General features: G+C 68.9%; 23 protein-coding genes. 13 read left to right on the top strand and 10 right to left on the bottom strand.

Annotated elements, in window-relative coordinates:
* Window positions 1-32 precede the first annotated feature (32 nt).
* The gene (locus tag ACIOVG_RS07270; RefSeq protein ID WP_400870883.1) at window positions 33-929 is read left to right on the top strand and encodes a class C sortase; all 897 of its coding nucleotides are present in this window, start codon (window positions 33-35) and stop codon (window positions 927-929) included.
* Between the two features lie 743 nt (window positions 930-1,672).
* The gene (locus tag ACIOVG_RS07265) at window positions 1,673-1,879 is read left to right on the top strand and encodes a cold-shock protein (RefSeq protein WP_247623963.1); all 207 of its coding nucleotides are present in this window, start codon (window positions 1,673-1,675) and stop codon (window positions 1,877-1,879) included.
* A gap of 200 nt (window positions 1,880-2,079) precedes the next feature.
* On the opposite strand, the gene ACIOVG_RS07260 is transcribed toward ACIOVG_RS07265, so the two are convergent.
* Entirely contained in the window at window positions 2,080-2,745 is a 666-nt protein-coding gene (locus ACIOVG_RS07260; RefSeq protein ID WP_400870880.1) for an HAD hydrolase-like protein, read from the bottom strand.
* A gap of 147 nt (window positions 2,746-2,892) precedes the next feature.
* Here ACIOVG_RS07260 and ACIOVG_RS07255 point away from each other — a divergent pair, with 147 nt between their 5' ends.
* Entirely contained in the window at window positions 2,893-3,249 is a 357-nt protein-coding gene (locus tag ACIOVG_RS07255) for a response regulator (protein ID WP_400870877.1), read from the top strand.
* Window positions 3,250-3,280: 31 nt separating this feature from the next.
* Here the strand turns inward: ACIOVG_RS07255 and nucS are convergent, their stop codons facing one another.
* Both nucS and ACIOVG_RS07245 read right to left on the bottom strand, forming a co-directional pair.
* Window positions 3,281-3,976: an endonuclease NucS gene (nucS, locus tag ACIOVG_RS07250; RefSeq protein ID WP_400870874.1), complete on the bottom strand. Its 696-nt coding sequence runs from the start codon at window positions 3,974-3,976 to the stop codon at window positions 3,281-3,283.
* A 50-nt stretch (window positions 3,977-4,026) separates the two neighbouring features.
* Complete coding sequence (locus ACIOVG_RS07245; RefSeq protein ID WP_400870871.1) at window positions 4,027-4,878, bottom strand: GAP family protein; 852 nt, start codon at window positions 4,876-4,878, stop codon at window positions 4,027-4,029.
* 109 nt (window positions 4,879-4,987) lie between these two features.
* Here ACIOVG_RS07245 and ACIOVG_RS07240 point away from each other — a divergent pair, with 109 nt between their 5' ends.
* Entirely contained in the window at window positions 4,988-6,193 is a 1,206-nt protein-coding gene (locus ACIOVG_RS07240; RefSeq protein WP_400870868.1) for a sensor histidine kinase, read from the top strand.
* Window positions 6,190-6,831 carry a response regulator gene (locus ACIOVG_RS07235; RefSeq protein ID WP_400870865.1) on the top strand — a complete coding sequence of 214 codons (642 nt, stop codon included), beginning with the start codon at window positions 6,190-6,192 and terminating at the stop codon, window positions 6,829-6,831. The genes ACIOVG_RS07240 and ACIOVG_RS07235 overlap by 4 nt, the downstream gene beginning before the upstream one ends.
* A 3-nt stretch (window positions 6,832-6,834) precedes the next feature.
* Here ACIOVG_RS07235 and ACIOVG_RS07230 read toward each other — a convergent pair whose 3' ends face one another.
* The gene (locus ACIOVG_RS07230) at window positions 6,835-8,064 is read right to left on the bottom strand and encodes an MFS transporter (RefSeq protein WP_400870862.1); all 1,230 of its coding nucleotides are present in this window, start codon (window positions 8,062-8,064) and stop codon (window positions 6,835-6,837) included.
* A 60-nt stretch (window positions 8,065-8,124) separates the two neighbouring features.
* On the opposite strand from ACIOVG_RS07230, the gene ACIOVG_RS07225 reads away from it, so the two are divergent.
* Entirely contained in the window at window positions 8,125-9,186 is a 1,062-nt protein-coding gene (locus ACIOVG_RS07225; RefSeq protein WP_400870859.1) for a LacI family DNA-binding transcriptional regulator, read from the top strand.
* A 45-nt stretch (window positions 9,187-9,231) separates the two neighbouring features.
* Here the strand turns inward: ACIOVG_RS07225 and ACIOVG_RS07220 are convergent, their stop codons facing one another.
* The gene (locus ACIOVG_RS07220; RefSeq protein WP_400870856.1) at window positions 9,232-10,725 is read right to left on the bottom strand and encodes a hypothetical protein; all 1,494 of its coding nucleotides are present in this window, start codon (window positions 10,723-10,725) and stop codon (window positions 9,232-9,234) included.
* 211 nt (window positions 10,726-10,936) lie between these two features.
* Between ACIOVG_RS07220 and ACIOVG_RS07215 the strand changes: the two genes are divergently transcribed.
* The 7 genes from ACIOVG_RS07215 to ACIOVG_RS07185 all read left to right on the top strand — a co-directional run bounded on the left by ACIOVG_RS07215 (window position 10,937) and on the right by ACIOVG_RS07185 (window position 18,367).
* Entirely contained in the window at window positions 10,937-13,882 is a 2,946-nt protein-coding gene (locus ACIOVG_RS07215) for a Na+/H+ antiporter subunit A (RefSeq protein WP_400870853.1), read from the top strand.
* Complete coding sequence (locus tag ACIOVG_RS07210; RefSeq protein WP_400870850.1) at window positions 13,882-14,481, top strand: Na(+)/H(+) antiporter subunit C; 600 nt, start codon at window positions 13,882-13,884, stop codon at window positions 14,479-14,481. The genes ACIOVG_RS07215 and ACIOVG_RS07210 overlap by 1 nt, the downstream gene beginning before the upstream one ends.
* Window positions 14,478-16,031 carry a Na+/H+ antiporter subunit D gene (locus ACIOVG_RS07205; protein ID WP_400870847.1) on the top strand — a complete coding sequence of 518 codons (1,554 nt, stop codon included), beginning with the start codon at window positions 14,478-14,480 and terminating at the stop codon, window positions 16,029-16,031. The genes ACIOVG_RS07210 and ACIOVG_RS07205 overlap by 4 nt, the downstream gene beginning before the upstream one ends.
* On the top strand, window positions 16,028-16,612 hold the full coding sequence (locus tag ACIOVG_RS07200) for a Na+/H+ antiporter subunit E (RefSeq protein WP_400870844.1): 585 nt from the start codon (window positions 16,028-16,030) through the stop codon (window positions 16,610-16,612). Before ACIOVG_RS07205 ends, ACIOVG_RS07200 begins: the two co-directional genes overlap by 4 nt.
* A complete protein-coding gene (locus ACIOVG_RS07195) occupies window positions 16,609-16,878 on the top strand; it encodes a monovalent cation/H+ antiporter complex subunit F (protein WP_400870842.1) in 270 nt (89 codons plus the stop codon). Before ACIOVG_RS07200 ends, ACIOVG_RS07195 begins: the two co-directional genes overlap by 4 nt.
* Window positions 16,875-17,264 (top strand): monovalent cation/H(+) antiporter subunit G, encoded by a 390-nt coding sequence (gene mnhG / locus ACIOVG_RS07190; protein WP_400870839.1) that lies wholly within the window; start codon window positions 16,875-16,877, stop codon window positions 17,262-17,264. The genes ACIOVG_RS07195 and mnhG overlap by 4 nt, the downstream gene beginning before the upstream one ends.
* A 236-nt stretch (window positions 17,265-17,500) precedes the next feature.
* The gene (locus ACIOVG_RS07185) at window positions 17,501-18,367 is read left to right on the top strand and encodes a hypothetical protein (RefSeq protein ID WP_400870836.1); all 867 of its coding nucleotides are present in this window, start codon (window positions 17,501-17,503) and stop codon (window positions 18,365-18,367) included.
* A 122-nt stretch (window positions 18,368-18,489) separates the two neighbouring features.
* Here ACIOVG_RS07185 and ACIOVG_RS07180 read toward each other — a convergent pair whose 3' ends face one another.
* The 5 genes from ACIOVG_RS07180 to ACIOVG_RS07160 form a co-directional block, all read right to left on the bottom strand.
* Window positions 18,490-19,251, bottom strand: coding sequence for an alpha/beta fold hydrolase (locus ACIOVG_RS07180; protein WP_400870833.1), 762 nt, complete (start codon window positions 19,249-19,251; stop codon window positions 18,490-18,492).
* 197 nt (window positions 19,252-19,448) lie between these two features.
* On the bottom strand, window positions 19,449-22,115 hold the full coding sequence (locus ACIOVG_RS07175) for a penicillin acylase family protein (RefSeq protein WP_400870830.1): 2,667 nt from the start codon (window positions 22,113-22,115) through the stop codon (window positions 19,449-19,451).
* A gap of 130 nt (window positions 22,116-22,245) precedes the next feature.
* Window positions 22,246-24,081, bottom strand: coding sequence for a YhgE/Pip family protein (locus ACIOVG_RS07170; RefSeq protein WP_400870827.1), 1,836 nt, complete (start codon window positions 24,079-24,081; stop codon window positions 22,246-22,248).
* The gene (locus ACIOVG_RS07165; RefSeq protein ID WP_400870824.1) at window positions 24,078-24,974 is read right to left on the bottom strand and encodes a hypothetical protein; all 897 of its coding nucleotides are present in this window, start codon (window positions 24,972-24,974) and stop codon (window positions 24,078-24,080) included. The genes ACIOVG_RS07170 and ACIOVG_RS07165 overlap by 4 nt, the downstream gene beginning before the upstream one ends.
* Window positions 24,971-25,600: a TetR/AcrR family transcriptional regulator gene (locus ACIOVG_RS07160; protein ID WP_400870821.1), complete on the bottom strand. Its 630-nt coding sequence runs from the start codon at window positions 25,598-25,600 to the stop codon at window positions 24,971-24,973. The genes ACIOVG_RS07165 and ACIOVG_RS07160 overlap by 4 nt, the downstream gene beginning before the upstream one ends.
* Window positions 25,601-25,681: the final 81 nt, after the last annotated feature.

The following is a 25,681-nucleotide window of genomic DNA, read 5'->3' as shown; positions in this document are numbered from 1 at the left end:
CCTCACCACCACCGTCGCCTCAGGAGGAGACCATGACGACCACAGACGCGCGTGTCGCCACCCCGGCACGGCGTGCGGGACGGCGCTGGTCGCCGGCCAACGTCGCGGTCGGCCTCGTCGTCGTCGCCGGCACCTGCCTGGTCGCCTACCCCTCGGCGGGAACGTGGGTCACCGACCTGACCCACGCCTCCACCGTGTCGGGATACGCGCAGGAGGTCGCTGCAACGGATGCCGACGACCTCGACGATCTCCTCGCCGCCGCGCGGCGGTACAACGCCGACCTTCCGGACGGCCCGCTCCGCGATCCGTACGTGCTCAACGCCGAGGGCGGCGCCGATGACACCCGCGATCAGCATTCGGACTACCTCGCCCAGCTCTCCCTGCGTCCCGGCGCGCCGATGGCGCGCATCCGCGTCCCGGAGATCGATGTCGATCTGCCGGTCTACCACGGCACGGACGCGGAGACCCTTTCGAAGGGCATCGGCCACCTCTACGGCTCGGGACTTCCGGTCGGGGGTGCGGGTACGCACGCCGTGCTCACCGGACACTCCGGGATTCCCGGTGAGAGTCTGTTCACCCGACTCGGAGAGGTGGAGATCGGCGACGCGATCGTGGTCGAGGTCGCCGGCGAGAAGCTGACCTACGTCGTGGATCAGATCAAGACCGTGCTGCCGGACGTCGGTGACGATCTGCGGCAGGTGGCGGGCCACGACTACCTCACGCTCCTCACCTGCACGCCCATCGGTGTGAACACGCATCGCCTGCTGGTGCGGGCTGAGCGGGCGGAAGCACCGTCCGCAGACGGCGCGCAGATCACGCTGCCCGCGACGACGACGTCGCCCGCGTTCCCTTGGGATGCCGCCTTCATGCTGATCGGCGGATTCGCGATCGCCTTCGCCATCGCCCGCCCGCGCCCGGCGTCGGAGTAGCACCCCGACCCCCACCCGCGAGGCACTCTCCCCTCCCCGGAGCCTCGCGGGTGGGCCTTTCGTGCATCGCGCGGTGGCGCGGTGGAGCACCCGCGCGGCGCGCCGGAACCCGCGGATTCGGGGGAGACGGGCGAACGGAGGTGCCTCCGTGCTGTGACGCCCTGTCTCCTCCCGAAACCTGCGATCCTCGCGGATCCTCTCCCCGACCTTCGCAGATCCCGTCGCCTGGACGAAAAGTCCGTGGCGGGATCGTGCATTCCTCCCCTATGGTGAAGGTGCATGCACAAGGGGATTAGATCGTCTCCGTCACCCCCAGATGACGGGCAGCCTTCCCCAGAGGCAGGACGATCCGTGCATGCGATTGGGCCCTCTCGAGTAGTTCAGTCCCCAATGGACTATTCGAGGGGGCCGCTCTCGAACATCTTCTCACTTTTTTTTCGATTTGTCCCCCAAAAGGGGGACAAGAGTCCGGAAAAGGGGTTAGGGTTGTTCCTGACGCACCCTCCGGTCGTCTTCGGCCCTCATCGCTCCCCCCGCGGTGAGGGCCACACCATTTTCTGGGGCCCGTGTCGACGCCGACCCGCCTCCGACGATCTGGATCCGCGCATGTCGCCCAGATTCCGCTCGTGCAACATTTGGGTTACCTTCTGGCCGCGGCTATTCCCTTGAGGGCCTCCTCCACTAGCGTTAGCGATGTCGGGGCATACCTGCGTCGGCTTCTTCACCAGCAGAACAGGCAGTACATGAGCACCCAGGGCACGGTCAAGTGGTTCAACTCGGAGAAGGGCTTCGGCTTCATCTCCCCCGACGACGGCGGCGCTGACGTCTTCGCGCACTACTCCGCCATCGATTCCTCCGGCTACCGGTCTCTCGAAGAGAACCAGCGAGTCGAGTTCGACGTGGCGCAGGGCCCCAAGGGCCTGCAGGCTGAGAACATCCGCCCCCTTTGAGGCGGGCACAACACTGAACTCCCCGACCGGAATCCGCTCGTTCGCGGCATCCGGCGGGGAGTTCTGTGCTTCGTGGGGCTGATCCGAGGTCCGAGCGCGCGCGATGCGCAGGAGGAACCGCCGGATGCAGGAGCTTCGCGCGGCGCGTGTTCCTGCACGTCGCCGACGGTCCTGCACGTGGCGACGACCACGCGCGGCGGTCAGCTCAGGAGCAGGGCGCGGAGTTCGTCGACGGATGCTGCGCGGAATGCTGCCTCGTCGCCCTCGTGCGTCTCGCTGAAGCCCCACTCCACGAAGATCACGGGCACGCCGTTGGCATTGCCGCCTTCGACATCGTGGTGGCGGTCGCCGATCAGCACCGGACGCGACACGTCGGCGCCGAGCGCGGTCAGCCGGCGCAACGCCTCGGCGACGATGTCGGTCTTCGACGCCAGGGTCGACTCATCGGGCGTCGCACCGACCGTGGTCAGGAACGACGGACGCAGCTGGAAGTAGTCGATCAACGCGTCGACCTGGTTCTCGGGCTTCGAGCTCGCCGTCGCCTGAGGTACACCAGCCGCATGAAGGTCGTGGATGAGATCGGTCACGCCCGGGTAGGTGGTCACATCGGTCGTGTAGCCGTCGGCCTTGCCGAGCGTGCGGTAGAAGGCGACCGCCTCAGCCGATTCCTCCGGGGTCATGCCGGCCTGGTCCTGGAAGGACTGGAACATCGGCGGGCCGATCCAGTGGATCAGCTCCTCGCGGGTGGGGGCCGGCTTGCCGAAGTGCGTGAGCGCGACATTCAAGCGACGGAGGATGCCGATCGAGGCGTCGACGATGGTGCCGTCGACGTCCCACAGCACGCAGGAGTAGGGGGAAGTGGCCATGCCTTCCAGCCTATGGGCTCGACGCGTACCGCCGACTCCTCCTGCACAGGTGTGCATCCTCAGACGTTCTCCGCCCGTCGGGCGATCGTGGGGAACCCCCGTATCCGGGGCATGACAGGCTCGGACCCACAGAGCGAGACTGGGGGGATGTTCGTGTCGGTGGAAGTCATCACGATGCTGGCGTGCGCCGTGTCGATCATCGTCGCGTTCGTGAGCGGATGCGGCTGGCTGATCAATCGGATGGACGTGCGATTCGACCGGATGGATGCGCGAATCGACGAAAGATTCGCGATACAGGACGCCCGCATCGACGAGAAGTTCGCGGCGCAGGATGCACGCATCGACGAGAGGTTCGCACGCATCGACGAGAGGTTCGAGCGGATTGACGAGAGGTTCGAGCGGATTGACGAGAGGTTCCTCGGCGTGGGGCACGAGCTGGGTGAGATAAGGATCGCGATCGCGCGACTGGAAGGACCGCCGCGACGATTGATCGGCCTTCGCTGACGCCACCGAGGCGTCTGGGAGGGCTCGGGGATCAGAACAGCCGGGGGATGCCCGACTCGATGCCCTTCATGTCGTCGTAGTCGAGCACGAGACAGCGGATGCCCCGGTCCTCGGCGAGCACACGGGCCTGCGGCTTGATCTCCTGCGCGGCGAACACGCCCTGCACCGGGGAGAGGCGCGGGTCGCGACCGAGCAGTTCGAGGTAGCGAGTGAGCTGCTCGACGCCGTCGATGTCGCCCCGGCGCTTGATCTCGACCGCGATCGCGGCGCCGTCCGCATCCCGCACCAGCAGATCGACAGGTCCGATCGCGGTCGGGTACTCGCGGCGCACCAGCGTGGCACCCTCCGAGATGCGGTCGACCTGCTCCGCGAGCAGGCGCTGCAGGTCGGCCTCGACGCCGTCCTTCTGCAGGCCGGGGTCGATTCCCAGCTCGTGGGAGGAGTCGTGGATGATCTCGTAGATCTGCACGCGCAGCGCGTCGCCGGTCTTCTTGTGGGTCACGCGCCACACCTCGACCACGCCGGCGCTCGCCTCCTCCTCGCCAGGGTCCTCGGTGGACAGCGAGCACGGAGGGCTCATCCAGTTCAACGGCTTGTAGCTGCCGCCGTCCGAGTGCACGAGCAGACTCCCGTCCCCCTTGTGCACGAGCAGACGCGTGGCAAGCGGGAGATGGGCATTGAGCCGACCGGTGTAGTCGACCGAGCAGCGGGCGATGACGAGACGCACCCGTCGAGCCTAACGGCATCCGCGCACCCGGTTCGACGCTGCACGGCGGGTCAGCCGCCGAGCTGTCCGAGTGCGTCGAAGATCCCGAGCTCCGTCGCTGCGGATCGGGCGATCAGGAAGCCGATGATGCCGATGATCCACGCGGTGTTCTCGGCGCCGGTGCGCTCCATCCATGCCGCGAAGCGCTCGAGCGGCCGTTGCACGAGGCGGGCCGCGACCAGGCGCAGCGCCAGCAGCACCAGGGCCGGGAGGATCATGAGCGCGCAGTATCCGACGAGCGACAGCACCCGCAGCGGCGTGCCGACGCCCGCATCGGCGAGCATCGTCATCGCCACGATGTAGGGCAGCATCGTGGCCACCTCGACGAGTCCCGCCGCGATCGCCACCCCCATCACGGCGGTGCCGCGCGTGCGCGGGTCGAGCAGACGTTCACGCCACCGGGTGATGCGTCCGGGCGACGAAGAACGCGGGTCAGTGGTGCCGGTGGCACCGACGACCGGTGCCGGGTCCTGCATCGGCATCCCGGTCCAGGGGGAGATCCGTGCCGACGCGGACGGCGCGGCCGCCTGCTTCCCGGCGCCGGCGCTCGAACCGGTGGGCATCACGAATGCCGTGATCAGCAGCGCCGCGCCCACGACGAGTCGGATGACGAGACCGACCGGCGAGGAGAGGAAGTCGGCGGCCACGTCGACGACGTTCACGAGCCCCCACAGGAAGAGGAGACCGATCAGGAGGTAGAACGTCGCGATCGTGGCCAGGTAGAGCAGAACGCGACCAGCCCGCACCCGCCCGGGGTTCAACAGGAGGAAGACCGGGATGAGAAGGGTGCCGACGCTGAGGCCGTCGAGCAGCGCCAGCACGGCCAGTGAGAGGGGCAGCGGCAGCCCACCGAAGAGTTCCATGCCTCCAGGGTGTGCGAGCGCGCGGCGGAGCGGATCGGGCGAAAGTCCGGTTCTCGGACGGCGCGCTCATCCTTTCGGCGGATGCGATGCAGGGAGATGTCGTGATTGCATGAACGACATGGAGCAGGCCACGGGGGAGCGGATCCGCAGCTGGTACCGCACGCACCGTCCGGCGGCGGATGCGCTGCTCATCGCCCTGTTCACCGTGCTCGGCGCCACGCTCGGCTTCGGCGGGATCTGGGGCATGTTCTCGCTGGTCCCGACCGGCACCTCGGCGTGGTGGACGCTCGCGACGGCGCTGCCTGCCTGTGCGCTGGTGCTGGCGAAGAGGCGCTTCCCGATGGCCTCGCTGGTGGCGGCCGCGGTGATCTTCGCGATCGACCTGCTGACGTTCGGCGGGCTCGGACCGCTGGTCGTCCTGCTCGATGTGCTGTGGACCGCGGCCTTCCTCGCGTCGCCTCGAGCGCGCGTTCGTCTGCTGGGTGCGATCGCCGTCTCGGTGGTCGCACTGTTCGTGGCAGCCGTTGTGGTCTCGCGTGCTTCGCTGCCGGCCGCGTTCCTGGTCGCCGTGCAGTTCGGTGCCTTCGTCGGCACGGATTACTGGTGGGCGGTGGCGGTCTCGCAGGCGAACGAGCTCGCGGAACTGCACCGTCAGCGCGCCGACGACGCTGCGGCGGTAGCGGCCCGCGACCGCGCCGAGGCCGTACGTCGCGAACGCGAGACCATGGCGAAGGAGTTGCACGACGTGGTCGCGGGCCACGTGCTGGCCATGGCGATCCGTGCCGAGGCGGCTCTCTCGACCACGCCGGACGAGGCCAGCGACCGTGAGGCACTGCAGGCTGTCCGCGGCGCCGGACTCGACGCGCACGCCGCGCTGCGGTCCCTCATCAGCGTGCTGCGGCGCGGTGACGGCGAGCTGTCGCCCACGCCGCGCCTCGCCGATCTGCAGGGCGTGGTGGAGGATGCGGAGCGGGCCGGACTCGGCATCCGCTTCTCGATGCCCGACCTGTCTCCGCTGAGCGATCCCGTCGAGCAGGCGGTCGTGCGCATCGTGCGGGAGGCTCTGGCGAACTGCATCCGCCATGCGAGCGGAGCCGAGGTCGACGTCGTGATCGCCGAAGACGAACGGGGGATCGGTGTCGCGGTGCGGTCGCGGGGCGGTGCCTCTCTCGTCGTGGCTGACTATGCCGGCGGCGGATGGGGGCTGGCGATGCTCAGGGAACGGGTCGATGCGCTGGGTGGCGAGTTCTCGGCAGGCCCGTCGCCCGGCGGATGGACGGTGCAGGCGAGGATTCCGATGACGGTGCGCGCATGAGCGGGCCGACCGTGCTGCTCGCGGATGATCATGCGGCCATCCGCGCGGGGCTGCGCATCATCCTGGAGGGTCAGGGGATCGTCGTGGTGGGCGAGGCCGCCGACGGTGACGTCGCCGTGCGCAATGCGGCGGCGATGCGTCCGGACGTGGTGCTGATGGACCTGCGCATGCCCGGTCGGGACGGTGTCTCGGCGACGCGCGAGATCGTCGAGCGAGGGCTCAGCGAGGTGCTCGTGCTGACGAGTTTCGACGAGGACGAGCTCGTGTTCGGCGCGATCCGTGCGGGCGCCGCCGGCTTCCTCCTCAAGACGGCTGATGCGGCCACCCTGACCCAGGCGGTGCGGTCGGTGGCCGCGGGCGACGGTGTCCTCGACCCGAGGGTGACACGACGGGCGCTCGCCGCGGTGGCGCACAGCGCACCGGCTGCGCCCGCGCGACGCCGAGAGCATCCCGAACTCACCTCACGCGAGCGCGAGGTGCTCGACGGCATCGCGCAAGGATGGTCGAACGCCCAGCTCGCCGAGAGGCTGAGCATCTCGGTGCCGACCGTGAAGACCCACGTGTCGAGCGTGCTGGCCAAGCTCGGCGCACGCAGTCGCGCGCACGCCGCCGCGCTGACGCGGCATCCGCAGCCCTGACGGTCAGCTGGTCGTCACCGGAGTCTTCTCGTCGTCGCGCAGCGGGCGGGCGGCGCCGGAGAACAGTCCGGACGCCACGACCAGCGCGACCAGGATGAAGAGCGTGTTCAGCAGGCCGATGTGCTCGCTGATGAAGCCGAGCACGGGAGGTCCGCCGAGGAACGCCACGTAGCCGATGGTGGCTGCGGCGCTCACGCGGGCAGCCGCCTTCGCGGGGTCGTCGGCCGCGGCCGACATTCCGAGGGGGAACCCGAGCGATGCCCCGATGCCCCAGAGCGCGGCCCCCACCAGCACGAGCGGGAGGTTCGGGGCCAGGATGAAGAGCAGGATGCCGGATGCGGCGGCCACCGCGAGGGTGCGCAGCACGGCCACGCGCCCGAAGCGGTCGACGAGCGGCCCGCCGAACAGCCGCACCACGGTCATGCCCACGGAGAAGACCGCGAGGGCGATCGCGCCGGTTCCGGTCGTGAAGCCGTGGCCCTGCTCGGTGCCCAGCGCGATCCAGTCGTTCGCCCCTCCCTCGGCGAAGGCCATGCCGAGCATGACCACGCCGAGCAGGTAGGTGCGGGGTTCGCGCCAGGCCTCCAGGGCGACGTGCATCCGCTCCCGCCAGTGCGGCTTCTCGGACGGCTCCGGGTCGAGAGCGGCCTCCCGCGACGGCACCTGGGAGAAGCAGACGAACGCGAGCACGGCGATCAGCGCGCCCATGATCGAGGCGTGCACCGCGACGGTGAGCGAGAGCAGTGCGGCGAGGGCTCCGAGGCCCGCGCCGATGACGGTGCCGAAGCTGAAGAACGCATGGAATACGGGCAGGATCGTCTTGCCCATCTGCTGCTCGATCGCCGTCGCCTCGACATTCATCATCACGTCGAGACTGCCGTTGCCGAAACCGAACAGCGCCATGCCGATGAGTACGACCGGCACAGAGGCGAAGACGGTCGATCCGAGTCCCACCAGCGTGATGCCGGCCGCGAACAGCAGGATCGTCAGCAGCATCCCCCGACGAGCGCCGGTGCGCGCCATCACGGCAGGACTGGTCGAGATGCCGATGATCGACGCGGTTCCCATGCCGAGGAGGATGAGTCCCACCTGTGCGTTGTCGAGCGCGAGGTCCGCTTTGATGCTCGGAACCCGAGAGGCCCAGGTGGCGATCGAGAGGCCGCTCGCGAAGAAGATCGCGAAGATGGCGGCACGCCACCGGACGAACTGGGAGCGGGTGAGAGCGGATTCCATGTGGCACAGCATATCGAATCGATTCGACTCCGCCACGCCAAAGGGAGCTATCCTCGATACATGAGCAGTCACGAGACGCCGCGTCGAGCGACGATCGCGGACGTCGCGAGAGAGGCGGGCGTGGCGACGTCGACCGCTTCCGTGGTGTTCAGCGGCAAGGCCAAGGTCGCCGCAGCGACGCGCGAGCGCGTTCTCGCGGCAGCGGCGGAGCTCGGCTACGCCGGCCCCGATCCCCGGGCGGCTTCCCTGCGGCGCGGCCGCAGCGGCATCGTCGCCGTGGTGCTCGAGGGTCATCTGCGCGCGGCGTTCCTCGATCCGGTCACGACCGCGATGATGGACGGCCTCACCGACGGTCTCGCCGAGCTCAGCGCCGGCATCCTGCTGATGCGCGACGAACCGGGTGAGGACGGGTCTGCTCTGGCGAGTGCTCCGGTCGACGCCTTCGTGCTCATCGGATGCTCCGGGCGCACGCGCGCCTCACTCGAGATCGTGCGCGGGCGCGGCCTCCCGGTCGTCGTGATCGAAGGGGATGCCGGTGGCGACATCCCGCGCATCACGCTCGACAACGCGGCTGCCGCTGCCGATGTGGCGCGGCATGTGCGTGACCTGGGTCACCGCGACGTCGCACTCGTGACGCTCGCCCTCGACGCCGAGCGCGAGCGCGGCCTGGTGACCCAGGAGCGCATCGCCACGGCGACGGTCGACGTGACCATCGACCGACTGGCCGGGATGCGGGAGATCTTCCCCGATGCGCCGGCGATCTCGGCCTCCGGAAGCCTCATCGACGAGGGGGCGATCGTCGGACGGATGCTGCTCGCCGACCCCGAGACGCGGCCCACGGCCGTCCTCGCGCAGAGCGACCTGCTGGCGGTCGGCGTCATCCGCGCGGCGGAGGAGCTGGGGTTGCGGGTGCCGCAGGACGTCTCGGTCGCCGGGTTCGACGGCATCGCGGTCGACGGACTCGGGCCACAGCTGCTCACCACCAGCGTGCAGCCCGCGGTCGAGAAGGGGCGCGCGGCCGGTGAGCAGGTCGCGCGGATGCTGCGCGGAGAGCCGGGCATCACGCAGCACCTGACATGCCGGTTCCGCCAGGGCACGACGACGGCTCCTCCGGCGCGCTGAGTCGCGAGAGCCGTTGAGCGGCGGAGCCGGAGGCTCGCGCGGATGTCAGCTGTGCGGCTGGCCGAGCGGGAGCGGTGCGCTCCCGAAGTCGACGATCCGGTACCGACCGCACTCGATGATGTCGTCGGGCATGGCGTCGAGCGGAAGCTGCCACGCCACGGTCTGCGCATCCTCGATGAGGAACGACACCGCGCCGACGTCGAAATCGGTGCGGTTCACCAGCCAGGCGTAGCCGTTCACTCGATGATCGACCTGCACGAGCTGCGAGGGGTCGGCGAGGTGCAGCTTCGGGAGCCGTACGGTCCAGAACTGGCCGGCGCCGGTGCGGCCGGAGGCGTCCACCCAGTCGGTGACGCAGGTGAGGGCGGCGTCCGGGGTGTGCACGGCCGAGGCCAGGCGCGGGATGCTGAGCGCGGATGCCGCCAGCAGCACGACCATTCCGATCGCGATGAGCGGACGGGGACGCGGTATCGCGAACGCGCGCGGCGCCGCGACGAGAGCGAGCACCGGAGCGAAGCTGAGCGGCTGCAGATAGCGCGCGGCATGGGTGCCCAGAGCGACCGCACCGAGGACGACGAGCACCGGGATCACCCAGGCGGCCAGGGCGACCAGTCGCTCCGAGGGGTCGCGGCTGCGGGCTGAGCGGACGATCGCAACGACGAGCAGCGCCGCGGTGAGCAGCGTGCCGGCAAGGCCCAGTGGCGTGGACAGCCGGTCGGCGAGGAGCCCCGCGTAGTAGCCGATCGACTCCGCCCAGCGCTCGGGTTGTGCGTAGCCGGCTCCGGTGTTCGCGATCCATGCCGCGAACGGAATGCGTCCGATGAAGCCGAGAGCGGTGCCGCCGATGAGCACGACGAGCGGGAGCAGCATCCGCGATCGCGCGGTCGACCGCAGCGCCAGAGCGCCCAGGACGGCCGTGAGAGGGACTGTCGCCCAGACCGCGAAGAGCGGGTTCGACAGCGTGGAGACCGCCGCGATGAGCGCCAGTGCGATCAGCTGACCCGCTCCATGGTGCTCGTGCACGACGAAGCGGCGGATCACGCCGATCGTGAGCACCACGCCGATCACGGTCGCGGAGTAGTACGTGGTGGTGAGCAGGAGGGAGGCGAGTTCGAGCGCATCGCGCGACGAGGAGGTCTCGGTCATCGCGAGCGCCCCGAACACGGCCATCGCGATCAGCGCCCAGGCCACCGGGGCACGATCATCGCGTCGGCGACCGGCGGCGAACCGCAGCGCGCCGTACAGGGAGAGCAGATTGACGACCGCGTTCGCGGCCAGCACGCCGTTCACGTCGAAGGGGAGGACGGCATCGAGGCCGGCGAAGACGGCGGTCTCGGGGAGGAAGAGCACACTCGACATCGCCCAGTTCGACGGATCTCCGGCGAGCCAGGACTGCGCGAACAGCGCGACGACGAGCGAATCCCCGTCGCGGAACAGCAGCTCGGAGCGAGCGGATGCCGCGACCTGGCCGGTCACGATCAGGGCGATGGCGAGGGCGGTGAGCCAGCCCGCCAGCTCGCGCACCCGGACCCGTGTCATGTTCGATACTCTGCCACGACCTGCATCCTCGTCTGAATGATCTCTTTTCGTCGATTTCGATAGGCAGAATGCTGCGTCAGGACGGCGAAACCGGCCATTTGGCCGACTCGGGATCGGATACTGCGCACCTGAGTGCCTCGATCGCCCGGTAAACTAGGGGTGACCTGCCCGCCTGTGCCATCTGGCCGACGAGCCCCGAGGAGCCGCGTATATGCTGACGCTCCTCGCCGTGTTCCTCCTCGGGTCGCTGTTGATGCCCGTTCTGGTGCGCTGGCTCGGAGCTCAGGCCTTCGCGATCGCCGCCCTCGTTCCCGCGGCCGCATTCATCCACGCGCTCGTGATGACGCCGCAGGTGCTCGATCCGGATTCATCGCCGTTCGTCTCCGTCGCGTGGATCCCGCAGCTCGGCCTCAACCTCTCGATGCACATGGACGTGCTCGGCTGGGTGCTCACTCTCATCGTCACCGGTGTCGGCGCCCTCGTGCTGCTCTACTGCCGCTGGTACTTCCACGACGATTCCGCCGGGATCGGTCAGTTCTCGGCTGTGCTGCTCGGCTTCGCGGGCGCGATGTACGGCCTCGTGCTCACCGACGACCTCGTGATGCTCGTGATGTTCTGGGAGGTGACGAGCATCCTCTCGTACCTCCTGATCGGTCACTACCGCCGCCGCGCCGCCAGCCGTCGTGCCGCGCTCCAGGCTCTCCTGGTGACCACTCTCGGTGGTCTGGTCATGTTCGTCGGCGTGGTGCTGCTGGTCGTGGATGCCGGCACCTCCAGCATCCGCGAGATCCTCGCCCTCGCCCCGACGGGCCCGCTCGTGGATGCCGCGATCGTGATGCTGCTGATCGGCGCGATCAGCAAGTCCGCGCTGTTCCCCTTCCACTTCTGGCTCCCCGGCGCCATGGCCGCGCCCACTCCGGTGAGCGCCTACCTGCACGCGGCTGCCATGGTGAAGGCGGGCATCTACCTGATCGCCCGGTTCGCGCCGATCTTCGCCTTCAGTGCCCCGTGGCGACCGATCGTGATCACGCTCGGCATCGTGACGATGCTGCTCGGCGGAATCCAGGCGTTGCGCGAGACGGATCTCAAGCGCATCCTCGCCTTCGGAACAGTCAGTCAGCTCGGGTTCTTCGCGGTGGTCGTCGGGTACGGCACGCAGGCTGCCGCCCTCGCCGGGCTCGCGCTCGTCATCGGCCACGCGCTGTTCAAGTCGGCACTGTTCCTGATCGTCGGCGTGATCGACCGGCAACTGTCGACCCGTGACATCAACGAGCTCTCCGGGGTAGGACGTCAGGCACCCGTGATGGCGACGGCCGCGTTCATCTCGGTGGCATCCATGGCGGGCGTGGCCCCGACCATCGGATTCGTGGCCAAGGAATCCACCCTCACCGCTCTTCTCGACGATGCACTGGCCGGCTCCCCCTGGGGCTTGGTCGCGATCATCGGCGTCGTGCTCGGGTCCATGCTCACTGCGGCATATGGCGTCCGCTTCCTGTGGGGAGCCTTCTGGACCAAGCGCGATGCGCAGGGCGGACGGATGCCGACGACGGCGTGGCCGGACCCTCCCGTCGGCTTCCTCTCCGCTCCGATCATCCTCGCGGGTGTGACGCTCGCCGCGGGCATCGGCGCCCCGGCACTCGACGTCGCCCTGCACGGCTACGCGGTCACCGCGACGCCCGGGCTCGACCCGGCGGGAGAGGCGACCGAGGGGCCAGGTCACCTCGCTCTCTGGCATGGCTTCGAGCCGGCGCTCGGCATCTCCATCCTGTCGATCCTGTTCGGATTCGGGCTGTTCCTCCTCACCCGTCGCACCGGCTGGGATCGCAAGCCCCGGCTGCTGCGCTTCACGGCGGCAGACGTCTACTACCTCGTCGTCCGCGGCGTCGACCGTCTCTCGGTCTTGAGCACCACGCTGACCCAGCGCGGTTCGCTGCCCGTGTACGTCGGCACGATCTTCGTCGTGTTCGTCGCGGCTGAGGTCACGGCGCTCGTCGCGACCGACGTCGACCGCTTCCAGCTGTCGGCCTGGCACACCCCTGCCCAGATCGTGGTGGCGCCGATCATGGCCGCGGCCGGCATCTTCGCCGTCCGCGCGCAGAAGCGGTACACCGGCGTCGTGCTGGTCTCGGTGACCGGCCTCGGCATGGTCGCCCTGTTCGCGACCAGCGGCGCCCCCGACCTCGCCCTCACGCAGATCCTCGTCGAGACCGTCACGATGGTCACCTTCGCCCTGGTGCTGCGTCGGTTGCCTGCTCGGATGGGCGAGCACAACGCCTCCGTCGGTCGCATCCCTCGTGCGCTGCTCGGCATCGGCGTCGGCCTGACGATGGCGCTGATCGCTGTCGTCGCCACCCAGTCGCGCGTCGCCGACCCGATCTCGGCCGCGTTCCCGAGGCTCGCCTATGAGATCGGCCACGGCAAGAACGTCGTCAACGTGGCGCTGGTCGACCTGCGTGGCTGGGACACCATGGGCGAGCTGTCGGTGCTCGTGCTCGCCGCGACCGGTGTCGCCTCGCTCGTGTTCGTGACCCACCGCGCCGACCTGCTCGCCGCCACCCGCACCCTGCCCCGCGCGACCCGGAAGGCCGCACGCAGCCGGCCGCTGGTCGAGACCACCGAGGGCATCCGCTTCCAGACCATCGAGAACCAGGCCAGCCCTCGCGCCTGGCTCGTGGGCGGCCAGAAGATGAAGCCCGAGAACAGGTCGATCCTGCTCGAGGTGATCGTCCGCATCCTGTTCCACACGATCATCGTGGTGTCGATCTTCCTGCTCTTCGCCGGGCACAACCTCCCCGGCGGCGGCTTCGCCGGCGGACTCGTCGCGGGCATGGCGCTGGTCATGCGCTACATCGCGGGGGGACGCTGGGAGCTCGGCGCCGCCGCTCCCACGGATGCCGGACGCCTCCTGGGCGCGGGTCTGATCCTGGCCGTCGGCACCGCCGTCATCCCGCTCTTCTTCGGCCTCGCGCCCCTCACCAGCTCGTTCTGGGAGTGGGAGATCCCCGGAATCGGGCACATGGAGTTCGTCACGTCGACCATCTTCGACATCGGCGTGTACCTCGTCGTGATCGGACTCGTGCTCGACGTGCTCCGCAGCCTCGGTGCTGAAGTCGACCGGCAGGCGCAGGACATGCGCGAGCGGGGGGTGAGCGTCTGATGGATGTCTCGCTGACCCTGATCGTGATCATGGCCGTGCTCTTCGCGTGCGGCGTCTACGCGATGCTCGAGCGCAGCCTCACCCGCGTGCTGATCGGCTTCCTGCTGCTCGGCAACGCCACCAACCTACTGCTGCTGATCGTGATGGGCGTGCCGGGCAACGCCCCGTTCTACGACGCCGACGGCAGCGTCAGCGACCCGCTCCCGCAGGCGTTGACGCTCACCGCGATCGTGATCACCTTCGCGGTCTCGGCATTCCTGCTCGCGCTGATCTACCGCTCCTGGCAGCTCGGACAGGCCGACACGGTCGAGGACGACGAAGCCGACATCGCTCTGCGCGAGCGCACCGACGCCGACGAAGACGTCATGGACGACGAGGGCGACACCGAGGACGACGAGGCCACCACCGACTTCGTGGGCGTGCAGACCGCGCCCATCACGGTGCTCCACATGCGCGACCACGCGGCCATCCAGGACGACGCCCCGACGGATCTGCCGTCCCGGCCCTACACGGGGACGGATTCGGACGACGCCCGGCCTGAACGCCCATCGGCGGACTCAGGATCCACGCAGCAAGACGAAGGGAAGGACCGCACATGACCGCGCTGGTCCCCCTTCTCGTCGGACTGCCGCTGCTCGGCGCCGCCATCACGCTGATCTTCGGTCGCAACGCCCGGCTGCAGGTGCTCGTCACGGTCCTCACCCTCGCCGCGGTGTCGGTCATCGCGGCCGTGCTGCTCGTGGTGGTGGACGCCGGTGAGCCGCTCGCCGTCTCGGTCGGCGGCTGGCCGGTGCCCTTCGGCATCGTGCTCTACGTCGACCGGCTCGCCGCGCTGCTGGTGCTCATCTCGAGCATTGTGCTGCTCGCGGTGCTCCTCTTCTCGATCGGTCAGGGAGTTGCAGACGGCACGGACGAGACCCCCATCTCGATCTTCAACCCGTCGTACCTGATCCTCGCGGCCGGCATCTTCAACGCCTTCATCGCGGGCGACCTGTTCAACCTCTACGTCGGCTTCGAGATCCTGCTCGTCGCCTCGTACGTGCTGATCACGCTCGGCAGCACCGAGTCGCGCATCCGCACCGGCGCGGTCTACATCGTCGTCTCGCTCGTCTCGTCGATCCTGTTCCTCGCCGCGATCGCCATGATCTACGGCGCGCTCGGCACCGTGAACATGGCGCAGATCGCAGAGCGGATGACCGAGCTGCCGCAGGAGACGCAGCTGGTGCTGCACCTGATGCTGGTGGTCGCGTTCGGGATCAAGGCCGCGATCTTCCCCGTCTCGTTCTGGCTGCCCGACTCCTACCCGACGGCGCCGGCTCCGGTCACGGCCGTGTTCGCCGGCTTGCTGACGAAGGTCGGCGTGTACGCGCTGATCCGCACCGAGACGCAGCTGTTCGCCGACAACGACATCGACACCCTGCTGCTCATCGTCGCGCTGGCGACCATGATCGTGGGGGTGCTCGGCGCGGTCGCGCAGGCGGAGCTCAAGCGGATCCTGTCGTTCACCCTGGTCAGCCACGTCGGCTACATGATCTTCGGCCTGGCGATCGCGACGCCGGCGGCGATCGGCGCGACGGTGTACTACATCGTCCACCACATCGTCGTGCAGACGACCCTGTTCCTCGCGGTCGGGCTCGTGGAACGTAGAGCGGGCAGTACCTCGATCCTGCGCGTGAAGGGCTTGCTGAAGGTGGCTCCGGTGATCGCCGTGCTCTACTTCGTGCCGGCCATCAACCTCGGCGGGCTGCCCCCGTTCTCCGGCTTCATCGGCAAGTTCGCGCTGTTCGAGGCGGCGGCATCCGTCGGAACCCCGCTCATGATCGTGCTGATCGTCGGTGGCATCGTGACGTCGCTGCTCACGCTGTACGCCCTGATGCGCGCGTGGAACCTCGCTTTCTGGCGCGAGGAGGAGGACTCCAGCGAGACCGAGGGACGCATCTCGTACCTGGGCAACGCCCCCGCCGCCGACGAGCAGCAGGAGCGTCGCCGCATCCCGAAGATCATGACGTATGCCACCGCGGGCATGGTGGCGGTCACCGTCGCGCTGACGGTGTTCGCCGGTCCCCTCTACGCACTGTGCGATCGCATCGGGGCCACGCTGCTCGATCCGGTCAATCTGGTGCAGCTGCAGGATGAGGTGGACGGATGATGGAACGCACCCGCCGGCACCTCTGGCGCGACATCGGCTCGCAGCTGCCGTTCCTCGCCTGGCTCGTCGTGCTCTGGATGCTGCTGTGGGCGCAGTTCACGGTGCTGTCGTTCCTCACCGGCCTCGTGGTCGCGATCTTCGTGACCCGCGTGTTCCGTCTGCCGACGGTCGCCCTCTCCGGCCGGATCAACATCTGGTACGCGGTGCTCTTCGTCGTGCAGTTCCTGTTCGCGGTGCTGCAGGGCGCGCTGTACGTGACCGTGCAGGTGTTCGACTTCCGCCGTCAGCCCGGAGCCGCGATCATCGCCGTGCCCTTGCGTTACGCCGATGACCTCGTCATGACGCACGTGGCCGTCACCTCGTCGCTGATCCCCGGCTCGCTCGTGGTCGAGGCCGATCGCGACCGCCGTATCCTGTACCTGCACGTGATCGGCGTGCGCAACGCCGCCGACGTCGAGAAGCAGCGTGAGGGAGTGCTGGTCTGGGAGCGCCGCATCGTGCGTGCGCTCGGCAGCCCCGCGCAGTACCGAGCCCTCAGAGCCGACGAGCGTGCCGGAGCGAAGAAGGGCGGTGTCCGATGAACGTCCTGCTGCTCCTGATCATGATCGTGTTCGGTGTCGCCGCGATCCTCACCCTCATCCGCATCGTGCGGGGGCCGTCGATCCTGGATCGCGCCGTGGCCTCCGATGTGCTCCTCACCGAGGTCATGTGCGTGATCGGCGCGGAGATGGCCATCAACGGGCACACCCGCAGCATCCCGGTGCTGCTGATCATCGCCGCGATCGGGGTGTTCGGCTCGATCGCCGTCGCCCGTTTCGTCGCGAGAAGGGACAACACGACGCCATGAACGTGTTCGGTCTGGTGATCCCCGACGCCGTCATCGACGTCGCGGTGCTCGTGCTCATCCTGCTCGGAGCGGTGCTGTGCCTGTCGGCCGCGGTCGGACTGCTCCACTTCCGCGATGTGCCCTCGCGCCTGCATGCGGCCACCAAGCCGCAGGTGCTCGGTCTGGTGCTCATCTGCCTCGCGGTGGCGCTGTCGCAGCGCAGCGTCGGCGGCATCCTGCTCGGCATCGTGCTGGTCGCTCCGATCGTGCTGATGCAGTTCGCCACCGCTCCGCTCTCGGCCCACATGGTCGGACGCCAGGCGTACCGCAACGGCACCATGGAGCAGCGCACCCTGGTCGTCGACGAGCTCGCGGACTCGAAGCAGACCCCTCCCGGCGCCGGATAGTCCGGTCCGGCCGGGCGGGCGCTCTTCGCGTTCGCAACTCCTCAACAACTGGCGGGTGAACGCCGATCTGCCCCGGACGGACCTGCCCAGGGCAACTTCTTGAGGAGTTGTGAACGGTAGGTCAGCCGCCACAGCCTCCCGCACAGTCCTCCTGCACAGACGCCGCGCACAGGTGTGTTCGTCCGGATCGGCGTCCATCGTCGTCGGGGGCACCGCATTGTCCTAAGACTGCTGGGATGGTTCCGCAGCACGCCGTCACCGCACGCGCCACAGATGTCGGCAGGCGCACGGTCTACACCAGGGCCGATCTGATCGCGGCGGGGATGCGCGGCAGAGACATCACCGCGAGCGTCCGCGCCGGGCATCTGCTGCGGGTGCGGCGGGATCGGTACGTCCTGGCCGACACGGATCGCGACATCATCGAAGCTGTTCGGATCGGGGGCCGTCTCTCATGCCTCTCCCTCCTCAGGAGTCTGGGAGTTTTCGTGCATCGGTGCGAGAGGGTTCATGTGGCCGTCGACCAAGGAACGTCCCGCCTTCGCCCCGTCGACCAGGAGCGTGCGATCGTGCACTGGGTCGCGCCTTCCGGGCGGGAGTCTCCGCTTCACGCCGCTCCGCTGCTCGATGCCGTGCGCCAGTCCGTGCGATGCCAGCGGCCGCGTGCCGCAGTCGCGACTCTGGACAGTCTGCTTCACCATGGCCTCGTCACGAGAGCGCAACTCGAGGAGGTCTTCCGCTCGCTGCCCGTCCGGCACGGGGCACTGCTCAGGCTTGTGGACGGCGCGGCCGAGTCGGGCCCCGAGACGTACATGAGACTGATCCTGCGAGCCATCGGCGTCGACTACGAGACCCAAGTCCTGGTGCCGGGGGTCGGACGCGTCGACTTCGTGGTGGAGGGCTGGCTGATCATCGAGTGCGATAGCCGGGAGTTCCACAGCGGATGGGAGTCACAGGTACAGGATCGCCGTCGAGACTGTGCCGCCGCGCAGCAGGGCTACGTCACGGTGCGCCCGATCGCGGCGGACATCATGGGAGACGAGAACGGGGTGCGGCAGATGCTGGAGGCGGTGATTCGGACTCTGGGGCCGAAGTTCACCTCATGATCCTGTTCACAACTCCTCAACAATCTGCGCCCTCCGACAGCCGTGACCGCGGCAGGCCCGGAACACCGCCGAACGCGGAAGCGCGGTCCGCTGATATTGAGGAGTTACGAACGCCGGGCGGGTCAGAGGGCGTCGGTGAAGCGCTGGATCAGGCGCGCGGCGGGCTCAGAGTCGCTGATCAGCGTGCCGTGACCGTGGTCGGGGATGACCTGGAGGTCGGCGCCCGGGATCTCGTCGATGATCTCCTGGCACCAGCTCATCGGCGCGAGCGGGTCGCTCTCGCCGCGCAGCACGAGCACCGGCACCTCGATGCGCGCGAACGCCTTCTCCGGCTCGTGCACGATGGTCGCCTTCATCTTGCGGATCAGATGCGGGCCGCCGCGCAGGTACTCCCTGGCCCCGCGCCACAGCACCTCCGGTCGCTCGCCCATCAGGTCGCGCAGCAGGTAGGTCGCCTGCGCGCGGATGTTGCGGGCCGCCTTGTTCACGGTGGGGCCGGCGAGGATGACGCCCTCCACGAGCGAGGGATGACGGGCCGCAAGCTCTGCCGCGATCTGACTGCCCATGGAGTGACCGATCACCACGACCTTGCCGGCGTCGAACTCGCGCAGGTACGCCGCGACGAGGTCGGCATGCCGCTCCATCGTGAACGTGCGAGAGGGTTCGGGAGCCTCGCCGAAACCGGGAAGGTCGAAAGCGATCACACGACCCTTCAGCCTCTGCACGACATCGAGGTAGACGCTGCGACCCATGCCGATGCCGTGCAGCAGGATGAACGTGTGTGCACCCTCGCCGAAGGTCTCGGCGATCAGGCTGGCGCCGCTGCGTTCGAACTCGACGAGGGTCACGGGGACGCCCTTCGGGGCGAGCAGACTTTTCGGCACCCATCCACGGTAGTCGACGCGGCAGGGAGGCCCCTTCGACGGGCTCAGGGACCGAAGGTGGTGCGAGGCAGGGAGGCCCCTTCGACGGGCTCAGGACCCAGGGCGGCACGAGGCAGGGAGGACCCTTCGACGGGCTCAGGGACCCAGCGTGGTGCGAGGCTGGGACCCGAGCGGGCTCAGGGACTCGGGGGCCTGCGTCAGCCCTTCGGCGTCAGCACCAGTGTGTCGACCGCGGCCGCATCGACCGCCTTCGCGGAGAACGCCCACGGCTTCTGCGCTCCGACGGCCCAGTCGGCCGTCTGGTCGATGTAGTGCTCGTGGAACGCGTGGCCGGAGGCGCCGGTGAGGTGATTCCACGTCGAGGCGTCGAAGTCGGCGAGGTCGACGACCATGCGCATCGAGGGGACGGTCGTGGTGGCGTAGCTCTCGCCGAGGTTCCACCCGGTCGCGTTGACCACCGAGGCGCCGCCGCTGACGGGGAACGGGCCCCGGTTGAAGAGGGCCTCGATCGGCGCGATGCCGGACGACCCCAGGGTGTCGCTGGTGAGCGTGATCGCGTGCAGTGACCCCCAGTTCCAGCGCGACACCACATCGCCCTGCAGTGCGGCGAGCTCGTCGTAGGCCTGTTCTGCCGAGAGCGCCAGCATCTCCTCCATCCCGGCGACGTCGATCGCCTCGTTGCTCCACAGCGGATCGGACGGGTTCGAGAGCATCTCCGAGACGACGGTGAACAGGCGGCTCTGGTGACTGATCGGCAGCGGCTGGTCGCGCGTCGCGAAGATGTTCTGCACGAGGTTCGACCACAGCACGTTCGCGTATGCGGCGCCGGCGGAGGATGCCGTGTTCTGAGCATCCCAGGTGCGCAGCAGCTCGACAGCCTCCTTGGGCCCCTTGCCCGAGACCTCCACATCGCCGAGCGCGGATGCCAGCTGCTTGCCGATCCACATCTCGCTGTCCATCTGGATCTCCCGCATGTCCTGCGCCGTCAGCGGAGCCACGGCGGCCCGCCGTTCGATCAGGTGCGCGATGCGTGCCGCGCGGTAGCCGTAGTCCCAGTCCTTCGAGAGGAAGTAGTCGTAATCGTCTGTCACGATCGCGTTGTTCGCGGTGACGATGTATCCCGAGGTCGGGTTGTACGACACGGGAAGATCCTCGAACGGGATGAAGCCGGTCCAGTCGTAGCTGCTGTCCCATCCGGGCTGCGGCAGCCATCCGTCGCCGGCGCCACGGATCGGCAGACGGCCGGGCGTCTGGTAGCCGATGTTGCCCTCGGTGTCGGCATAGATGAGGTTCTGTGCCGGCACATCGAAGAGCGACGCGGCGTAGCGGAAGTCCTCGAAGTCCTGCGCGGTCGACAGCGCGAAGATCGCCGTCGCCGCAGTCCCCGGGTCGAGTGCGGTCCAGCGCAGGCTCACGGCGTACTCCGCGTCTGACGACTCCGCATCGGGTGCCGGCTCCGATGCCCCACCGGCCGAGAGCCCGGCGGACGGGTCCTCGGCGATCGCGGTGAAGTCGTCCGTCAGGCCCGAGATGATCGGCCCGTGCACGGTCGAGCGGATGGTCAGCTCGATGTCATCGCCTCCGGCCACCGCGATGGTCTCGGTGCTCTCCTCGAGCGGCACGAGCTCGCCGTCGCGCCAGTACTGGTCCCCCTCGATCCGTTCGACGTAGAGGTCCGTCACGTCAGTGGTGAGGTTCGTGAATCCCCAGGCCACGGTCTGGTTGTGGCCGATCACGATGCCGGGAAGTCCAGAGAACGAGAAGCCGCCCACATCGAACGGGCACGCCTCGTTCACGGTCGAGCACTTCAGCTGCACCTGGTACCAGACCGAGGGGAGGGAGGCCCCGAGGTGCGGATCGTTGGCGAGCAGCGGCAGTCCGGTCTCGGTGAGCGACCCCGACACGACCCACGAATTCGACCCGATGCCCTCGCCGACGTCGCCGACCAGGATGCTCGCCGCCTCGACCACGCTCGAGGTCTCTTCCCAGTCCAGCGTCGTCGTCGCCAGCTGGATGTCGCCGTCCTGCTCCGGAAGGGTCGTGAACGCCGCCTCGGCATCGGTGCCGAGCGCGGGGACCGTCGAGATCTTGGGGACGATGACCGGGTTCTCGTCGAACGGGTAGGCGGGGTACAGCCTCTCGAGCATCTCGGAGGTCTCGGCGGCGGCATCCGGATCGGCGGTCGCTCCGCCATCGAGCTCGGCGGCCAGGAGCGCCCGCTCGGACTCGTCCTCGACGTTCCCCCGGAGGTCCCACGCCATCGCCTTCAGCCAGGCGACGGAGTCCGCGGGCTCCCAGGGCTCGGGGGTGTAGTCGGGGTTCTGCATGCCGATCACGGCATACTCGAGCGAGAGCTCGGCGCCGGAGCGTGACGCGAGGTAGGCGTTGACGCCATCCGCGTAGGCCTCGTAGTAGCCGAGGGTCTTCTCGTCCATCGCGGCGACCTCCGCCTCGGCGACCTTGCGCCACCCGAGCGTGCGCAGGAACGCATCCGTCCCCACCTGTGATTCCCCGAACATCTCGGCGACGCGGCCGGAGGTGACATGGCGACGGAAGTCCATCTCGAAGAAGCGGTCCTGAGCGTGCACGAACCCTTCGGCGAAGAACAGGTCGTCCGTGGAGTCGGCGGTGATGGTCGGGATGCCGCGATCATCGCGCTGCACGGTGACCTCGGAGGCGAGCCCGTCGAGGGTCACGGTGCCCGCGGTCTGCGGGAACGAGCGCTGGATGGTCCAGGTCACGAAGAAGGCCGCAGCCACGGCGATCACGATGATGGCGGCCAGCACCAGGAACGCGATCCGCCCGATGCGCGGACCCCAGGGGCGGCGCGCGGGTACGTCGATGGGCTGCGAGTCTGTCGTCATCGTCGAGAACTCTTTCGGGTAGTGCGGGGAACTCGGTTCCACCGAGTCCGGGTTCGCGTTTCGGGGACGCGCTCTCGCATCTTATACACACCCGTGCGCGTGCGGGGGTCGCGCCCCCGCACGCGGGCACTCAGCCGATCAGGCTCGGCTGCAGATCGCGCAACGTGCGGCGGTGGGTCATACGGGTGACTCCGAGCATCGCGAACAGCAGTGCTCCGACGAGCCACATCCCCAGCACCGCGAGGTCCCAGCCGGCACGGCCGAGGTTGCCGCCGTACATCAGCTGGCGCATCGCGTCGACCACGTAGCCCAGCGGCAGCACGTGGTGCAGCGCAGCCAGAGGTGCCGGCAGGGTCTGCCACGGGAACGTCCCGCCCGCCGTCACGAGCTGCAGCACCATCAGCACGAGTCCGAGGAACTGTCCGACCGATCCGAGCCACACGTTCAACGCGAGGATGATCGCCGCGAACGTCGCCGAGGCGAAGATCATCACCCCGAGGGTGCCCAGCGGATGGTTGAAGGTGAACCCGAGCGTGATCGCGAGGATGCCCATCAGACCGACCATCTGTACCGCCCCGAGCATGGCCGGCGTCAGCCATCCGGCCAGTGTGATCCGGATCGGTGAATGCAGCGCTGTGACCGCGCGGCGCGAGATCGGCTTGACGATCAGGAACAGCGCGTAGATGCCGATCCAGGCCGACAGCGCGGCGAAGAACGGAGCGAGCCCTGCGCCGTAGTCCTCGGCGGAGGCGACCTTGTCGCTCGACACCGTGACCGGGTCGGCGATCGTGTCGGCCTGCAGGGTGCGCAGCTCGGGAGTGGATGCCGGGATCGCGTCGACTCCGTTCGAGAGTCCGTCGCGCAGTTCGGCCGTGCCGGACGCGAGTGTGCTCAGACCGTCGCGCAGCTGCGCCGCGCCGTCGTTCGCCGCGGCTGCTCCGGTCGCGACGGTGCCGGCTCCGGTGGCGAGGTCGGAGGCGCCTGAGGCGAGGGATGCCGCACCCGCGGCGAGCTGGTCGACCTTGCCGACCGCGGCCTGCACCTTGCTGTTGCCGTCCTGCAGCCGCGTGGCCAGCGGGTCGAGCCGGGCGAGCACCTGGTCGATCTCGTCCTGACTGAGTCCCTGCTCGGAAAGGACGGTGGCGATGTCGGTGCGCACTTGGGGGAGCGCATCGGCGGCCTGCTGCACGGCCGATCCCGCACGATCGGCGACGTCGGCGAGCTGCCGGTTGCCCGCGCTCACCTGCTGCGCGCCGGAGGCGAGCGTCTGCGCCCCGGAGGCGAGCTGGGCGGTACCTGAGGCGAGCTGCGCCGTGCCGTCGGCGAGCGTGGAGCTTCCGGATGCGGCGCTGTTCGCGCCGTCCGTGAGCTTCGTGGCGCCGTCGGTCGCGGTGATCAGGCTGTCGCGCACGTCACTGAGGCCGGTCAACAGGCGTTCGGCCGCTTCGCTGCCGACCATCTCGGCGACCGAGCTGCGGATCTTCTCGACGGCCTGGGTGCCCATGGAGGAGGCCAGGTAGTTGTTCGCGTCGTTCGTCTCGAGGTCGATGCGCGCCCGGTGCGGGTCGTCGCCTGCCGCAGAGGTGAGTGCGGTGGAGAAGTCCGCGGGGATCGTCACCGTGAAGTCGACGGTGCCGTCGCGCAGGGCGGTCGCGGCCTCGTCGGCCGACATCCGCTGCCAGTCGAACGCGTTGCCCTCGATCAGGTTCTCGGCGACGTCCTCGCCGTAGTTCACGGTGTCACCGGTGGGTGCGTCGTTGCCGGTGGTGGGCGCGGGTGCGCCCTCGTCGGCGACCACGAGCGCGACCGGCACATCGGGGAACTTCGCGTAGGGGTCCTGGTTCGCCCAGAGGTACAGGCCGCCGTAGAGGATCGGCACGCACACGAGCGCGATGAGCGCGATGATGCCCATCTTGCTCGCGGTGAGACGCCGCAGCTCGGCGGCGATCATGGAGGGAACCTTCATCGTGCGGCTCCGTTCTCGGTCGTGTCTGTGTCTGTGTCTGTGTCGGATGCTTCGATGCTGGAGGCGGGTCCTTGAGCTTCTCGAAGGGCCTCGGCCTCCTCCTCGAGAGGGTCGGGTTCGGGTGCTTCGACAGCCTCGGCGACCCAGGGGCCGCTGGCGGCTGCTTCGGCGGGCTCAGCCGCCGAGAGTTCGGGCTCTGCATCCTCGTCGGCGGGCTCGGCATCCGCATCGGCATCCGCATCCGCCGGCGCCTCGAGGACCAGGGGCTGCACGGGGCCCGAGGCGTTGATGGCCTCGAACTCCTGCATCCGCTCGAGGGCGACGGCGGCTGAGCCTCCGATGATCACAAGCATGGCGTAGCCGCGGTCGGCGAACTCGCCGGCGATGCGCCACCAGCCGTCCGGACTCCCGCCGTGGCGGTCGGGGGCGACCAGCACGACGCCGTCGACGCCGTCGCGCAGCACGGCGAGCTCGCACAGGATGCGTACGCGCGCGGCGGGGTCGATGTTGCCGATCGGGGTCGAGGCCAGCTCGTTGTAGCCGAGCTGCGTGAGCCACCGCCGGGCGTGCAGCGGCGTCGCGCCGACGCCGGCGAACATGAGCTCCTCGCCGACCACACCGGCGAGGGTGATGTCGGGGTGCGGATCGCTCACGTCAGGGGCGTCGACGAGCGCGATGCGGCGGCGGAGCTCCTTCGGGTTCGCGGTGTCGTCGATGGTGACCCGGCCGGTATCCGGCTTCATCCGTCCGCTCGCGATGAGACCGAGCACCGTGGGGCGCTGTTCGGTCTCGGCGAGTGCGAAGCGCACGGCGCCGCTGTGGAACTCCAGGCTCATCGAAGGGAGCGCCTGGCCTGCGCGCCCCTTGCTCACCTCATGCAGTGTGATCCTCATGCGTCAGCCTCCGTGTTCGATGGTGCACCGATCTCGGGGTGCGTGGCGAGCAGTTCGTCTGCTTCGCGCCACGACAGCCCGGCGATGCTCAGGACCGTGCGCACGGCGATGCTCGCCGCTTCTGTGCTGGCGGCATCCGTGCGGGAGACGACGGTGCGCGCCATCTCCTCGATCAGGCGGGCCAGCGTGGGAGCGGTGAGATCGGTGCGGAAGCTGCCGTCGTCCTGACCGCGGCGCACGAGCGCGGCGACCGTGCGACGCAGCGGGGCGAGCGCCTCGGCGGTGTGCTCGACATGCGTCTCGTCGAGGGCGAGGGCGGCGGCGACCTGCACGTGTGCGGCCTCGTGCCACAGCAGGGCGGCGAGCCGGGCGAGCGCCAGACGGGCATCGGCATCGGTCACGCTCGCGGCGATCGCGTTGAAGCGCTGCGCTCCGTGCGCGATGAGCTCGCGGATCAGGGCATCGCGGTCGTCGAAGTGGCCGTAGAGCGTGCGGCGCGAGAGGCCGGCGCTGCGGGCGATCACGTCGATCGATGCGTGGGGGTCGACGGCGAGTGCGGTGCGGGCGGCGGAGAGGATGCCGGCGCGGTTCTCGACGGCATCGCGGCGGGGTGCGCGGGTGGTCATGCGTCCATCGTACTTATTGTGCACAGTAGTGTGCAAGATAAGTGCCGGACTCACAGCATCCTCGTATCCAGAGGCGGACCG

It is taken from the genome of Microbacterium sp. NPDC087591 (genome assembly GCF_044743625.1).
GTDB lineage: Bacteria > Actinomycetota > Actinomycetes > Actinomycetales > Microbacteriaceae > Microbacterium.
The sequence above is the reverse complement of the archived record's forward strand: the minus strand, read 5'-3'. Positions and strand labels throughout refer to the sequence as shown.

Coding starts and splice junctions, on each gene's coding strand:
- ACIOVG_RS07270 (WP_400870883.1), top strand. CDS start 33: ATGACGACCACAGACGCGCGTGTCGCCACCCCGGCACGGCGTGCGGGA.
- ACIOVG_RS07265 (WP_247623963.1), top strand. CDS start 1,673: ATGAGCACCCAGGGCACGGTCAAGTGGTTCAACTCGGAGAAGGGCTTC.
- ACIOVG_RS07260 (WP_400870880.1), bottom strand. CDS start 2,745: ATGGCCACTTCCCCCTACTCCTGCGTGCTGTGGGACGTCGACGGCACC.
- ACIOVG_RS07255 (WP_400870877.1), top strand. CDS start 2,893: ATGTTCGTGTCGGTGGAAGTCATCACGATGCTGGCGTGCGCCGTGTCG.
- ACIOVG_RS07245 (WP_400870871.1), bottom strand. CDS start 4,878: ATGGAACTCTTCGGTGGGCTGCCGCTGCCCCTCTCACTGGCCGTGCTG.
- ACIOVG_RS07240 (WP_400870868.1), top strand. CDS start 4,988: ATGAACGACATGGAGCAGGCCACGGGGGAGCGGATCCGCAGCTGGTAC.
- ACIOVG_RS07235 (WP_400870865.1), top strand. CDS start 6,190: ATGAGCGGGCCGACCGTGCTGCTCGCGGATGATCATGCGGCCATCCGC.
- ACIOVG_RS07230 (WP_400870862.1), bottom strand. CDS start 8,064: ATGGAATCCGCTCTCACCCGCTCCCAGTTCGTCCGGTGGCGTGCCGCC.
- ACIOVG_RS07225 (WP_400870859.1), top strand. CDS start 8,125: ATGAGCAGTCACGAGACGCCGCGTCGAGCGACGATCGCGGACGTCGCG.
- ACIOVG_RS07220 (WP_400870856.1), bottom strand. CDS start 10,725: ATGACACGGGTCCGGGTGCGCGAGCTGGCGGGCTGGCTCACCGCCCTC.
- ACIOVG_RS07215 (WP_400870853.1), top strand. CDS start 10,937: ATGCTGACGCTCCTCGCCGTGTTCCTCCTCGGGTCGCTGTTGATGCCC.
- ACIOVG_RS07210 (WP_400870850.1), top strand. CDS start 13,882: ATGGATGTCTCGCTGACCCTGATCGTGATCATGGCCGTGCTCTTCGCG.
- ACIOVG_RS07205 (WP_400870847.1), top strand. CDS start 14,478: ATGACCGCGCTGGTCCCCCTTCTCGTCGGACTGCCGCTGCTCGGCGCC.
- ACIOVG_RS07200 (WP_400870844.1), top strand. CDS start 16,028: ATGATGGAACGCACCCGCCGGCACCTCTGGCGCGACATCGGCTCGCAG.
- ACIOVG_RS07195 (WP_400870842.1), top strand. CDS start 16,609: ATGAACGTCCTGCTGCTCCTGATCATGATCGTGTTCGGTGTCGCCGCG.
- mnhG (WP_400870839.1), top strand. CDS start 16,875: ATGAACGTGTTCGGTCTGGTGATCCCCGACGCCGTCATCGACGTCGCG.
- ACIOVG_RS07185 (WP_400870836.1), top strand. CDS start 17,501: ATGGTTCCGCAGCACGCCGTCACCGCACGCGCCACAGATGTCGGCAGG.
- ACIOVG_RS07175 (WP_400870830.1), bottom strand. CDS start 22,115: ATGACGACAGACTCGCAGCCCATCGACGTACCCGCGCGCCGCCCCTGG.
- ACIOVG_RS07170 (WP_400870827.1), bottom strand. CDS start 24,081: ATGAAGGTTCCCTCCATGATCGCCGCCGAGCTGCGGCGTCTCACCGCG.
- ACIOVG_RS07165 (WP_400870824.1), bottom strand. CDS start 24,974: ATGAGGATCACACTGCATGAGGTGAGCAAGGGGCGCGCAGGCCAGGCG.
- ACIOVG_RS07160 (WP_400870821.1), bottom strand. CDS start 25,600: ATGACCACCCGCGCACCCCGCCGCGATGCCGTCGAGAACCGCGCCGGC.